The following is a 13,208-nucleotide window of genomic DNA, read 5'->3' as shown; positions in this document are numbered from 1 at the left end:
CGCCTGCCAAGGCGTGCAACCCGGGGAGGTGCCTATGACCACACTATCGACGACGCTTGCTAAACGCCTGGAAGATCCGCGCCTGTTCCGCCAGTACGCCTATGTGAATGGCAAATGGACCCATGGCGAAGGTGGCCGTGAAGAAGCGGTCTACGACCCGGCGACCAACGAAGCCATTGGTCATATCCCGCTGTTGGAAGCTAATCAGATTACCGCCGCTGTGGATGCTGCCGAAGAAGCTTTTGTACAGTGGCGGGCGCTGCGTGCCGATGAGCGCTGCGAGAAATTGTTGGCGTGGTACGACCTGATTCAAGCCAACCGCGAAGACCTTGCCACCATTATGACGCTGGAGCAGGGCAAGCCGTTGCCCGATTCCCGCGGTGAGGTGCAATACGGTGCCAGCTTCGTGCGTTGGTTCGCCGAAGAAGGCAAGCGTACCTACGGCGACACCATCCCGAGCCCGATCCCCAATGCCTCGCTTGGCACTCTCAAGGAGCCGGTGGGTATTTCGGCAATGATCACGCCGTGGAACTTTCCACTGGCGATGATTACCCGTAAAGCCGCAGCGGCACTGGCGGCCGGCTGCCCGGTGATCATCAAGCCAGCCAACGAAACGCCGTTCTCAGCGCTGGCGCTGGCGGAGCTGGCCGAGCGGGCCGGTATTCCGGAAGGCATCTTCAACGTCGTGCTGGGCGATCCGCCCGAGGTATCCAAGATCCTGTGTTCCGAGCCGCGTATCCGCGCGCTGTCGTTCACCGGCTCCACCCGTGTCGGGCGCATCCTGATCGAGCAGAGCGCCAATACCGTCAAGCGGCTCGCATTGGAGTTGGGCGGCAACGCGCCGTTTATCGTGGGCCCGGATATGGATCCCAAGGAAGCCGCCTATGCGGCGGTGGCGGCCAAGTTCCAGACCGCAGGTCAGGATTGTCTGGCGGCTAACCGTATTCTGGTGCACGAATCCATCCACGATGAATTCGTCGAGCAGTTTGCCGAGCGTATGTCTGCCCTGACCGTGGGTAACGGGCTGGAGAGTGAAGTCGATTTGGGTCCGCTGATTCACCGCCAGGCGGTCGATAAAGCCGCCTCGATCGTCGACGACGCGGTGTCAAAAGGCGCCACCATGATTGCAGGCGACCAGAGCCAGGCGCCCGGCGAGAACTTCTTCATGCCGGTGCTGCTCACTAACGTCACCGCGAACATGAAAGTATGGCGGGAGGAAAACTTCGCGCCGGTTGCCGGGATCACCAAGTATTCCAGCGACGATGAAGTGATCGAAATGGCCAACGACACCGAATACGGTCTGGCGGCGTATATTTACACCCACGATATTCGGCGTATCTGGAAGCTGATGCGCGCCCTGGAATACGGCATGGTCAGCGTCAATTCGGTGAAAATGACCGGCCCGCCAGTGCCCTTCGGCGGCGTGAAACAGTCCGGCCTCGGCCGTGAAGGCGGTGCCACGGGTATCGATGAATACCTGGAAACGAAGTATTACTGCCTCGGCGCGCTGGGGTCTGTTTCTGGCAGCTAACGGCACTTTGCTACCCAGCCGTAAGCCACCATTATAAATACCCTCCCCGCGATGCGGGGAGGTTTACCGTTTAGAGAGAACGCCATGAGCTTGCATCAGGATCTGATCGAACGTGATCGTAACGTCACCTTCCACGCCTCTACCCACCTGCGTGACTTCGCCCATGGCGATGCACCAGGTCGGGTGATTACCGGTGGCCAAGGCATCAATATCGTGGACAAGGACGGCCGCGAGTTTATCGATGGCTTTGCCGGGCTTTACTGCGTCAACATCGGCTATGGCCGCACCGAAGTGGCCGAGGCGATCTACAAGCAGGCCCTGGAACTCTCTTACTACCATACATATGTGGGCCACTCGAACGAGCCGCAGATCGAGCTTTCCGAGCGCATTCTGAAAATCGCCGGCATGAACATGTCCAAAGTGTACTACGGCATGTCAGGGTCGGATGCCAACGAAACCCAGCTCAAGATTGTGCGTTACTACAACAATGTGCTGGGCCGCCCGCAGAAGAAAAAGGTTATCTCGCGGATGCGCGGCTATCACGGCTCCGGCATTGCGTCGGGATCGCTGACCGGTCTGAAAGCCTTTCACGACCATTTCGATCTGCCCATCGACACCATTCGGCATACCGAAGCGCCGCACTATTACCTACGGGCGGCCGAGCAGCACGGTATGAGCGAGCTTGAGTTTTCTGCTTTCTGCGCCGACAAGCTGGAAGCGATGATCCTGGAAGAAGGTCCGGATACCGTGGCGGCCTTTATCGGCGAGCCGGTACTCGGTACCGGCGGCATCGTACCGCCGCCGGAAGGCTACTGGGCGGCGATTCAGGCGGTGTTGGCCAAGTACGATGTGCTGTTGATCGCCGACGAAGTGGTCTGTGGCTTTGGCCGTACCGGCTCCGATTTTGGTAGCCACCACTACCACATGAAGCCTGACCTGATCACCATCGCCAAAGGCCTCACCAGCGCCTATCAGCCGCTATCCGGCGTCATCGTTGGCGAGAAAGTCTGGCAGGTGCTCGAGCAGGGCACCGGCGAATACGGCCCCATCGGTCACGGCTGGACCTACTCCGGCCACGCTCTGGGCTGTGCGGCCGGGCTTGCCAACCTGGATATCATCGAGCGGGAAAACCTGGTGGGTAACGCGGCGGAAACCGGCGGCTACTTCCAGCAGCAGCTCAAGGCCACCTTTGAAGGCCACCCACTGCTGGGCGACGTGCGCGGCGTTGGCCTGATGGCGGCGCTCGAGTTCTCGCCGGATGCCAAGCAGCGCCTGCACTTCGACCCGGCGCTCAAGGTCGGTCCTCGTGTGGCCGCCGCGGCCATGGAAGAGAACCTCATCGCCCGAGCCATGCCGCAGGGCGATATCCTTGGCTTTGCGCCGCCGCTGACCATCAATCGTGGCGAAATCGACGACATGATTGGTCGTGCCAAGCGTGCCATCGACCGAGTCACCGACGAACTGGTGCGGGCGGGCGACCTGAAAACCGGCGAGAAAGAAGCCGCGTTCACGGTGTGAAGCGAGCCCTTTCCGGATTAACGCCGCTGCCTGTGCAGCGGCGTTTTTGTTTTTCAACGCCTCGACTATGCTTAATAGGCCCCACGTTCCATAAATCCGAGGAGTTTCCATGCAGCCCGTACTGGCGTTTGATGTGTATGGCACGCTGATTGATACCCAAGGGGTCAAGGTCGAGCTTGAGCGACGCTTGACCGAGCCGGATAAAGCCGCTGAATTTGCCCGCCGTTGGCGCGATAAGCAGCTGGAGTACAGTTTTCGCCACGGCCTGATGGGTGCCTATGTGCCATTCTCGCAGTGCACCCGGGAAGCCCTGGTATTCACCGACCGGGCCCTACAGACAGGGCTTTCGGATAACGACCAGGATCACCTGATGGCCGTGTATGCCGAGCTTCCCGCTTTTGCCGATGTAGTGCCTGCGCTTGATCAACTGCGTGATGCGGGAATGCGCTGCGTGGCGTTTTCCAACGGCACCGCCGATGCGGTCTCCGGCTTGCTGAAGCGCGCGGGGGTCGATCAGCACATGGACGACGTGGTCAGCGTTGACGATATAAAACGCTTCAAACCCGACCCGTCGGTTTATGCGTTTTTACGTACGCGTCTGGAAACCCGCCCCGAGCAAACCTGGCTGATTTCCAGCAACCCCTTCGATGTGATTGGTGCCACCCACGCGGGGTTACGAAGCGCCTGGGTACGGCGCAGTTCTGATGCCCCCTTTGACCCCTGGGGAGGCGAGCCCGACATGACGGTTACTGATTTGGAAGCACTGGCCGAGCGCATCATTCGCTAGGTTGTGAACCCGGCCACACAGGCCGCATAATGGGCCACGCATAACGACTTAGGATATAAACATGTCAGAAAAAATCTATTGCGTCGCTAGCTTTAAGCCCAAACCGGGTAAAGACGAAGCCGTCTTTAAAGCGCTTCAGTCACTAGAGCCGAATGCTCATCGTGAAGATGCGTGTATTCATTACACCGTGACGCGGCAAATCGATAACCCCTTCGCCCAAGGCACCAGTTACCCGATTGTTTTTCATGAAATCTGGGCGAGTCGCGAAGAGTTTGAAGCCCACTGCCAGCGCAAAGAGATTCAAGACTTCTTTGCCCAGCACGTTGAAGCGCCCGATGGCGATATCGAAGACGCCAACGTCTGTGTCTACACCGATGAACCCTGGAATTTCGACGCGCCCAAGGTGTAATTCAAAGGTGTACAATAGGGCCAAGTCAGATACGTACAGCGGAAAGGAGCCAAGATGACCGAGCAAAAGATGAACGTCGAGAGCTTTAACCTGGATCACACCAAGGTAAAAGCCCCTTACGTCCGTTTGGCCGATATTAAAGAAGGCCAGAATGGCGACCGGATTCATAAATACGATTTGCGCATTTGCCAGCCGAACAAAGGCCACATGGATATGCCGGCGCTACACTCGCTTGAGCACTTGATGGCCGAGATGTCGCGTAACCACACGGATAAAGTGGTCGACATCAGCCCGATGGGCTGCCAAACAGGTTTCTATATCGCGATGATCAACCACGACGATTACGACGCCGTGCTCGATATCCTTGAGAAAACCCTGAATGACGTCGTCAATGCCACCGAAGTCCCCGCCTGCAACGAAATGCAGTGTGGCTGGGCGGCGAGTCACAGCCTAGAGGGCGCTCAGGAGCTCGCCAAAGCCCTGCTGGCTAAGCGCAATGAGTGGACAGAAGTGTTTGCCTGATTAGCGCTCAGCGCTAACTAGGCACGTTTGACAACGCCTCCCATTGGGAGGCGTTGGTGTTTCTGGCGCTTGAGACGTCGTCAATTATCTTTGACCACAATGCGATTGCGTCCAGCCTCTTTGGCTTCGTAAAGGCCCGTGTCGGCGCGCTTGAGCGCGGCCTTTAACGTGGTTTCATGAGGCAAGATATGGGTCACCCCGAACGAGGCAGTGATGCGCAGGGTTTGGCCAGCGGTTTCGTGGTCAATGGACACTTGTGTGTGCTCCACGGTGGCCCGTATGCGCTCGGCTATGTGCTGCGCCTGGGGAATCGCGGTGTTGGGCAGCAGAATGGCAAACTCTTCGCCGCCTACTCGGCATAGCAGGTCTTCCTGGCGTAGTAGCCCCTTCATGACGTGGGTAAAGCGTTTTAGCACTTCATCCCCAGTATCGTGACCGTACTCATCATTAATACGCTTGAAATGGTCGATATCAATGGCAATTAACGAGAGCGGTGTGCTGTGCCTGAGCCCGCGCGACATTTCAATCGCTGCCTGTGACTGCAAATAGCGTCGGTTGAAAACGCCGGTTAGCGGGTCGGTCATCGCCTGGGCGCGGAGTTGTTCTTCGAGTTGTTTTCGCTCGGTGAGGTCAAATACGGACGCTCGGGAGTAGATAAAGCGGCCGTTGTGCCGATAACCTGACGCTTGAATCACCACATGACGGGCATGGCCACGGTGAGTCAGCAGTGTGCATTCTGCCTCGTCTTTCTGACCTTTTTTGACGTTAGCAAAGGCTGCATCGAAGGCGTCACGCGTATCGTGCGAAATAACCTCCCGGTATTGAAGACGGCCTATTACCTCCTCAGCGTTATAGCCCAACCAATCCAGCTCGGTCTGATTCATTTTGATGACGGTGCCGTCTTCGTCTAACGAATGGTATCCGCAGGGGGCGTTCTCATACAGGCTTCGCACTTCGGCGGCCTGCTGTTGAGTATTCTTGCGTAGCTTACGCTGCTGGTGATTGGTGAACGCCCAAAACACACCAAAGGCAGCGGCTATTGCATAGATAAGTATCAAAAACCACAGCACGGTGGTTTCTTCCTTTAACAACGAATACCAGCTCGGTGTGGGAAAGCTTACTCCTAGCATCCATGGGAGCGTTTCATCGGCGCTGAATATATGCCCCGCCAAGCCACTGTATAATTGGGTACGAATATCGGGTGATTGAAAGCGGAGTAAGTGGTCGTCCAGGCTAACGTAGCCCTCGTCTTGGCGGCTGAGCAATTGCCATGCTTCAGGGGCCTCCTTAGTGAAATCACCACCGAAGCCTATATCCGGAAACTGCTGAGTGCTTTGGGTTAGCAACCATCGCCCTTGGGCATCGACCAATAACACCTTGGCTTCTGGGTCGACCTGCATTGACTGATGCAAAGCACGAGTAAGGTGTGGCCAATTAAGGCTAAGCAACACGATGCCTTGACGCTTGCCGTCAGTGTCGATCACAGGGGTGGTGACGTTGACGACAGGAACCACCTCGCCACTAAACAGTTCGTACTGCAAATTGCGTCCGGGCGGTGATATGTACAACTCACGGGAGCGTAACTGGCTGGATCCCTTGAAATAATCCGTATGGGCGTGGTTGAGGGTTTCAAAGCGAGGGTCGGCCCCGATGCCCTGAGACGCGCGTAATACCTCGTTACCCTCGTTATCGATGAGTACGAGCTTGGTATAGCGCGGTGAGTGATTCATTAACGTGCTTAAAAAAGTCGCCAGTCGTGATGAATCGTCAGGTGAAAAACTATCTTCAAAAGGGGGCTGTTGAGCGGCTAGCTGCTGCTGGAGGGCGGGCATTTCCGCAATGGCGAGCGCGTAGTTAAGCGTTTCATTGATATCTCGGGTCAAGGCGTCTTCGCCGACTCTCAAAACGGCATTTGCCTCACTCCGAACGCCGTCCAGGCGCGTCTCCATGTGCACATACAGCACAGGCCATAAGGTGGATGTCACTAAGATTAACGGTAGAATTACGGCCAATAACAAGCGAAGGTAGAGGCGCGGCAAGATCGATCGCATGTTTTCCTGTGATGGGGTGGCCAGTTGGGGGATAAATACTGCCAATAGTATAGAGAGTTAAAGAACGCCGCAAAATACGCGTCAACTCCCGTTTAAAGGTTGAGCTAACGCAGCGTCGACTGATCCTGTGTTAACCAGACTAATGCCCATTGACTTTGACATACCATGTCCCTATAAACCCCTGACCATCCATTACCTCAGGTTCTCATGTTTCTTCTTATTATCATCGCCACGGTTTCTATTGCACTTTCATTTTTGTGCTCTGTTCTCGAGGCGGCGCTGCTGTCTATCACGCCCAGCTATATTGCCAAGCAGAAGGAAGAGAAACCTAGACTTCACGCTTCATTGGCCCAGTTAAAAGACAACGTTGACCGCCCGCTGGCAGCGATTTTAACCCTCAACACCATTGCGCATACGGTCGGGGCAACGGCGGTAGGTGCGCAGGCGGCGGTGGTGTTTGGTGAATCGTCTATCGGCATTGTGTCGGCGGTGATGACCATGCTGATCCTGATTCTCTCTGAGATTATTCCCAAAACGATTGGTGCGACATACTGGCGTGGCTTGTCGCCGTTGTTGCCGCGTTTTCTCAAACCGATGATCATCATTCTGCTGCCGTTTATCTGGATGTCTGAGCAAATTACCCGCCGCCTGGGTAAGTCAGAGCACGACGTTGATCTGCGCGATGAAATCAAGGTCTTGGCGCGAGTGGGGTTGGAAGAAAAAGTGCTGGATGCCGATGAAACCCGCACCATCGTTAATATGCTTAATCTGCACGATATTAAAGTGGGCAAGGCGATGACCCCGCGTACCGTCTGCCTGACGGTGCTGCCGCATCTGACGGTGGCGGAGTTTGAAGAAGCGTACAGTAAGACGCCATTTTCCCGCTTTCCGGTAATGGACAACGGTGAACAGGCCTTTGGTTACGTGCACAAAGCCGATATGTACCACGCGGACGAGCACAAAACCATGAAGGAGATGATGTACCCCATCGCCAGCGTGGATGTATCGCACAATGTAGAACAGGTATTCGCTTCAATGCTGCATGACCGACTGCACATGCGGGTAATTTACGATGAGCACGGTACCTTTGTGGGCCTGATTACCCTGGAAGACATCATCGAAACGATTCTGGGGCAGGACATTGTCGACGAAACCGACAACGTCGATAACCTGCGCAGCTACGCCAAACAAGTGTGGCTCAAGCGGGTCAAGCGTGAAAATAAAGGTGATCCAAAACCGGCGGGGCCCGACAGCGCCTAGTCAATTTATCGACCCAGCGAACCGTTGCCCACGCTATGTTCGGCGGTGGGCATTTTTTTATGGCGGTTAGCCGGTTTGGGATTGGCTTGCTTAGCACTTTATGTTCTATAGTGAAGGGTCTGAAAGACGCATAAGGCATTAGGGTATTTTGACCCACAGGAGGAAAACATGTCATTACGTATCAATGCAGTGGTTCCCGATTTCGAGGCTGAAACCAGCCACGGCACGATCCGCTTCCATGATTGGATCGGCGATAGCTGGGCGATCCTGTTTTCTCACCCGAAAGATTTCACCCCGGTCTGCACGACTGAGTTTGGCGCCGTGGCGACGCTAAGCGATGAGTGGAAGAAGCGCGGCACCAAGGTGATTGGTGTGTCGGTAGACGGTGTCGAAGACCACAAGCGCTGGGGCGACGATATCAAAACCGTCAGCGGCAGCGACGTTGACTTTCCGATCATCGCCGACGACGGGCTCAAGGTGTCCAAGCTGTACGACATGCTGCCCGAAGATGCCTACCTGCCGGACGGCCGGACTCCTGCCGACAGCGCCACGGTTCGCTCGGTGTTTATCATCGGCCCGGACAAGCAGCTCAAGCTGTCCATGACCTATCCCATGACCGTCGGTCGTAATTTCGCCGAAATCCTGCGTGCGCTGGACGCCCTTCAAGCGACCACTCAGCACGGCGTGGCAACACCGGCTGACTGGACCGTCGGGCAAGACGTCATCATTCCGCCAAGCGTTTCTGATGAAGACGCCAAGCAAAAGTACGGTGAATACGAAACGGTCTTACCCTATCTGCGCAAGACGCCGCTGCGCTAAAAAAGCTTTAGTGTAGAGACGCAACGGTTACCGTAAGACACATCGTTTGATCAACAAAGCCAGCGCCTCGGTGCTGGCTTTTTTTAGCGCGTAGCCTCTAGTGCTGAGGTTAATGGCGCCATCGAGGTTGAAACACTGCCAAGTGGCTAGGCCATCATTAGCATGACTATTCCCGCCAGGTAGAGGCCGATGATGACCGTGCTTTCAAAGCCAATACGTCCTGGCCCCTGCTCTTGACGTTGCAACAAGCCCAGCATCAAGACGCCAGTCATTAACGCTGATATCGCCACCCATAACAAAACATGGCTGGGTATGGCGTGATAAATAGAGCCGCCTCGATAAGCCACATCTGCAGCGCCAGCAAACAAGGTATCAAACGCATTACCGCCAATAATGCCGGCCACGGCAAGCGTTAACGCACCCCGCCGAACCGCAGCGACCGTTGTTACCAGCTCGGGTAGCGATGTCACCACAGCAGTAAGTAGTACGCCCACAGCTGCATGGCTAAGGCCCGTTTCAGCCGCAATGATGCTAGCGCTTCGTTCGAGTAACCAGCCTGTGACGCCAATAACAATAGCGAGCCCTACAAATCCCAGCCATAGCCGCATTAAAGATAGTTTGCCCGTGTTGTCTTCCGGTACGTCCTCGCGTGTTTCGCGGGTGCGTGCGGGGCTCCACATAGGGTGCTGTTGGGCGTTTTTAACCAACTTTAAGCCGAACAAGTAAGCAATAAATAGCAGCGGGGTTATGGGATGCACATGCCAAACGGTCCACGCTGGCGCAAAGTGTCCTACCAGCAATAAACTCAGCAGACATAACAGCAGCGTTGCCTGAATTAAGTTTCCCAGCGAAGCAGCGGCGTGCTCTAAGTTGGCGCGTCGGTGTGCCATATCGGCAATGGTCAGAAATAGCGTCTGAATGGCAATGCCGCCTAGAGCGTTACTCATTGCCAGCTCGGGTTTGTCGGTCCAGGCAGACGACACAGAAACGACAATCCCTGACAGCGAGGTTGCCATGCCGAGTAACACGGCGCCCGCTATAGCTTCTCCCAAGCCGGTGCGGTCAGCAAGGTCATCGACAACTCGGGCCAGTCGAGTGCCGATGAGACCAATAATGACGGTACAAAGGCCAAACAACACCAGGGCTAACGATAGCGACATATTGTTAAGTGATGGAATCATCGGGCACCCTGCTGCTAGAACATCGGTCTCATTCCTATTAAATCAGAGATTTACTCAATAAGCGTTGATGATCAAGCGGATTCAAGCGCTAACTGGTCGATGGATGTCGAGACATTACGCGAGCCGGTCAGTATTTCATTCACGATCGTTTCAATTTCGCTGACGCTTGCCTGGCTGGACTGGCTACGGTCAATCACCTGCTTCATGGTCTGAGTGGTACGGTTTACCAGATCACTATTTTCCTTTAGCACTCGCGTGATCTCGCCCACGGCATCGTTTGATCCTTTGGCCAGTTGTCGGACTTCGTTGGCGACGACAGCGAAGCCGCGCCCTTGCTCGCCGGCGCGTGCTGCCTCGACGGCGGCATTCAGCGACAGCAGGTTGGTTTGATTGGCAATCTTGGCGATGGCATCGGTTATCATGTTGATGCTTTTTGCCTGTTCGTTAAGCGATTCAACTAATTGCTGGGCTTCTTTCAGCGCCTGGGCCGATTGTTGGGCGTCGTCCAGCACGTGCTGTAAATGGGATAGCCCATTCTGCGCAATTTGCTCGGTTTGCGAAGAGGTCGACTGGGCCGCCAACACCGCTTCCTTCGCCGCATTGGACTCCCGTACGGCGGGGGTGATGTCGGTGGCAAACTTGACGACCTTGTAGACCTGACCCTCGGTATCGGCAATGGGATTGTAGGTGGCCTCTAACCAAACGCTGCGGCCATCCGCGTCTAGTCGCTCAAACTTGCCTTGCTTTAATTCACCTCTGGCCAACTCTTCCCAAAAGTGCGGATGCTGCTGATAAAACGACGGATGGCAAAACTGTTGGTGATGCGTGCCGACCAACTGTTCGTTGCGATAGCCCATGGTCTTTTCGAAATTGGCATTGGCATTAATGATTTCGCCCGTTGGGGTGAACTCAATGACGGCCATCGAACTATTAAGCGCCTGTAGCACCGCATCTTTACGTTCGGCTTCCTGATGGGCCTGGGTGATGTCGTTAGCGACCTTAAACACGCTGGTTACCCGGCCACGGCGGTTGCAAATGGGAAAGTAACTCGCCTCAAGCCATACTTCCATACCATCGGCGTTCATGCGCTTAAACTTGCCTTGAAAGCTTTCACCCCGGGCAAGTGCGTCCCAGAACGCCGCATATTCGGGTGAGTAGGCCTCGTCGCTGTCGCAAAATACGCGATGATGCTGCCCCTCGATTTCCGATAGTCGATAGCCCATGGCCTCTAGAAAGCGCTCGCTAGCGGTTTTGATGATGCCCGTTGGTGTGAATTCGATACAGGCCGTGTGTTGCATCAGGGCCTGGCGAAGCGGTGATTTTTGAGCGGTTAAAAACATGGCGTGAAGCTCCACTACTTTAATTGTCATTGGCGAGATATTAGCTGTTTGTACAAATAAATCAAATTTTTGTACAAAAGCTATACGGCCAATGGGAGCCGTCGATCCGTTAAGGGCAGCTTGGGGGTGTGTTGTTATCTGAGAATCCCAGTTTGGAGAACCAAGCGGTGGCATGACTGCCTGAGTTATCGCCGTCGCTCATCAAGGCCACGCCGTCGATGGTGGTCACCGTGTCGCCAAACAAGGTGGCAAAGTCGGCGCGCACGTCGCGTACTTCAGCGACCCATTCGCCCACCTTTGAGGTGCCGCCTTGCAGGGCCATCAGTTCGGCACGGTCGGTAAATGCATTGATCCAGGTGCTTCCGGCGTCTTGCGTGGACGACCATACGTAGTTGACAGATTGTACCTGCCAGGGCAGCAGCCCCGTTTTGCGAGCCACATAGACGCGGGCAGGGTAGTCGTCGCCCGCCTTGGTGGTTTCGTCCAGCCCGGGATAGGTGGTGCTGACCTGCCAGCACCAGTGAAGGTAGGGTGTTTCGTCAAGGTTGATCTCGCGCTCCAGATAGCGGGCAGACGCCTGCCCCTGGGACTGGGCTTCGAGTACCTGCGTCCCGTCTTTTTCGACGATGGCGTAGCGACTCTCGCCGTCAAAGTTGCGGGTGGGCCAGGTCATGATCTGGTTGGGCGTCAGGCGGATATCGGCCATGGCCGCGTCGCTAACCAGTACCAGACCTGCGATCACCACCGCGTGCTGTAATGGGCGCATAGCGTTACTCCTAATGCGTACGGTCATCGTCGGGCGTGTGCGGTGTTTGTAACGCCGCGGGATGGTGTTCACCGATGGTGTGCAGAAGGTCAAACTGACGTGCACAAGCCCGACAGGCGCCGCACATGGACAGATGGAAACGTAGTGCTGCTCTCTCGCGTAGTGTCAGCGATCTATCCTGTTTTAACGACATCAGGCGCGTCGCTTCACGGCACATCAGCATAGCTAACTCCTCAGCTAGCAAAACTAGCAAAATAAAAGTGTATAGGGGCGGTGAGCTTACTCGTTATGAGGCGGCTTCAGCTTCACCTTCAGCTTCGCCTTCAGCTTCGCCTTCGGCCTCACCTTCGGCTTCAGCCATCATGTAGTAGCCTGTTTCCGTGGTGACGTCAGAGTAGACGGCATGTAGCGCTGAGCCACCGGCGACCAGGGCCAGAACGGGGACTGCATAGGCGAACCCTTTGGTCAGGCTATCCAGTAACGTTTGTCGTTTATCGTCCGACATAAAGCCTCCTTCGCAAGGGCATAGGTTTATTAGGTTAAGTTGTTAAGCGCTATTACCTTTGGCTAGCAAATAAATGGCCACCATCGCCAGCATCACCTGAAACATCATGCCTCCCAAGGGGTGTGAATCGGTGGACATAAAGTGCCATTGTCCCCAGTGCACCATGAAGATTGCGCCGAGCAGGATGGGCACCATGCCAAGCGCTCCCAGGCGAGTAATAACATCGCCCAAGCGACTCTTCATCAGCCCACCCAGGACGACAAGCAAACCGGTTCCAATCTCACCTAAGGCCACAAGAATGCCAAGAAAGACCGGTAGGTTCATCATGGTCGAAAACGCGGCGACCCCTGAGCCCATGAATTTGTCGATCCCCATGTAAAGAAAGACACTTGCAAGGCCCAGGCGCAACAGCCAGTGCGCATGGCGTTCTATTCCAGATGCCTCTAAGGAGCGTGTGGTAGTGTCGTTTTGCATTTGATTGTTTCCTCCCCCAATGCCAAGTCTTATTGGCCTTTTAGA

14 protein-coding genes are annotated in these 13,208 nt (G+C 55.5%); 7 read left to right on the top strand and 7 right to left on the bottom strand.

The genetic code is table 11. From position 1 onward, the window contains the following. Positions 1-34 precede the first annotated feature (34 nt). The 5 genes from BLR97_RS10930 (at position 35) to BLR97_RS10910 (ending at position 4,767) form a co-directional block, all read left to right on the top strand. The gene (locus tag BLR97_RS10930) at positions 35-1,531 is read left to right on the top strand and encodes an NAD-dependent succinate-semialdehyde dehydrogenase (RefSeq protein WP_089706306.1); all 1,497 of its coding nucleotides are present in this window, start codon (positions 35-37) and stop codon (positions 1,529-1,531) included. Positions 1,532-1,615: 84 nt separating this feature from the next. After that, positions 1,616-3,049 (top strand): aspartate aminotransferase family protein, encoded by a 1,434-nt coding sequence (locus BLR97_RS10925; protein WP_089706303.1) that lies wholly within the window; start codon positions 1,616-1,618, stop codon positions 3,047-3,049. A gap of 109 nt (positions 3,050-3,158) precedes the next feature. After that, positions 3,159-3,836, top strand: a complete 678-nt coding sequence (locus BLR97_RS10920; RefSeq protein WP_089706300.1) for a haloacid dehalogenase type II — start codon at positions 3,159-3,161, stop codon at positions 3,834-3,836. A gap of 61 nt (positions 3,837-3,897) precedes the next feature. After that, on the top strand, positions 3,898-4,245 hold the full coding sequence (locus tag BLR97_RS10915) for a putative quinol monooxygenase (protein WP_089706297.1): 348 nt from the start codon (positions 3,898-3,900) through the stop codon (positions 4,243-4,245). A gap of 54 nt (positions 4,246-4,299) precedes the next feature. Beyond that, complete coding sequence (locus BLR97_RS10910) at positions 4,300-4,767, top strand: S-ribosylhomocysteine lyase (RefSeq protein WP_089706294.1); 468 nt, start codon at positions 4,300-4,302, stop codon at positions 4,765-4,767. Between the two features lie 80 nt (positions 4,768-4,847). Here BLR97_RS10910 and BLR97_RS10905 read toward each other — a convergent pair whose 3' ends face one another. Then, on the bottom strand, positions 4,848-6,818 hold the full coding sequence (locus tag BLR97_RS10905) for a sensor domain-containing diguanylate cyclase (RefSeq protein ID WP_089706291.1): 1,971 nt from the start codon (positions 6,816-6,818) through the stop codon (positions 4,848-4,850). Positions 6,819-7,025: 207 nt separating this feature from the next. Between BLR97_RS10905 and BLR97_RS10900 the strand changes: the two genes are divergently transcribed. Together BLR97_RS10900 and BLR97_RS10895 are read left to right on the top strand one after the other, a co-directional pair. Continuing rightward, complete coding sequence (locus BLR97_RS10900) at positions 7,026-8,078, top strand: CNNM domain-containing protein (RefSeq protein WP_089706289.1); 1,053 nt, start codon at positions 7,026-7,028, stop codon at positions 8,076-8,078. 168 nt (positions 8,079-8,246) lie between these two features. Further along, positions 8,247-8,897, top strand: a complete 651-nt coding sequence (locus BLR97_RS10895) for a peroxiredoxin (protein WP_089706286.1) — start codon at positions 8,247-8,249, stop codon at positions 8,895-8,897. A gap of 146 nt (positions 8,898-9,043) precedes the next feature. Here the strand turns inward: BLR97_RS10895 and BLR97_RS10890 are convergent, their stop codons facing one another. The 6 genes from BLR97_RS10890 to BLR97_RS10865 form a co-directional block, all read right to left on the bottom strand. Continuing rightward, complete coding sequence (locus BLR97_RS10890) at positions 9,044-10,078, bottom strand: sodium:calcium antiporter (protein ID WP_089706284.1); 1,035 nt, start codon at positions 10,076-10,078, stop codon at positions 9,044-9,046. Positions 10,079-10,149: 71 nt separating this feature from the next. Then, positions 10,150-11,418, bottom strand: a complete 1,269-nt coding sequence (locus tag BLR97_RS10885; RefSeq protein WP_089706281.1) for a methyl-accepting chemotaxis protein — start codon at positions 11,416-11,418, stop codon at positions 10,150-10,152. Between the two features lie 109 nt (positions 11,419-11,527). After that, the gene (locus BLR97_RS10880; protein ID WP_244511288.1) at positions 11,528-12,184 is read right to left on the bottom strand and encodes a DUF3047 domain-containing protein; all 657 of its coding nucleotides are present in this window, start codon (positions 12,182-12,184) and stop codon (positions 11,528-11,530) included. 10 nt (positions 12,185-12,194) lie between these two features. Then, positions 12,195-12,407 (bottom strand): zf-HC2 domain-containing protein, encoded by a 213-nt coding sequence (locus tag BLR97_RS10875; RefSeq protein ID WP_089706275.1) that lies wholly within the window; start codon positions 12,405-12,407, stop codon positions 12,195-12,197. 63 nt (positions 12,408-12,470) lie between these two features. Next, on the bottom strand, positions 12,471-12,689 hold the full coding sequence (locus BLR97_RS10870; RefSeq protein WP_089706271.1) for a hypothetical protein: 219 nt from the start codon (positions 12,687-12,689) through the stop codon (positions 12,471-12,473). A 42-nt stretch (positions 12,690-12,731) separates the two neighbouring features. Beyond that, on the bottom strand, positions 12,732-13,163 hold the full coding sequence (locus tag BLR97_RS10865; protein WP_089706268.1) for a DoxX family protein: 432 nt from the start codon (positions 13,161-13,163) through the stop codon (positions 12,732-12,734). Between the last annotated feature and the right edge of the window lie 45 nt (positions 13,164-13,208).

The sequence above is a fragment of the Vreelandella arcis genome (assembly GCF_900103865.1).
Classification (GTDB): Bacteria; Pseudomonadota; Gammaproteobacteria; order Pseudomonadales; family Halomonadaceae; genus Vreelandella; species Vreelandella arcis.
The sequence above is the reverse complement of the archived record's forward strand: the minus strand, read 5'-3'. Positions and strand labels throughout refer to the sequence as shown.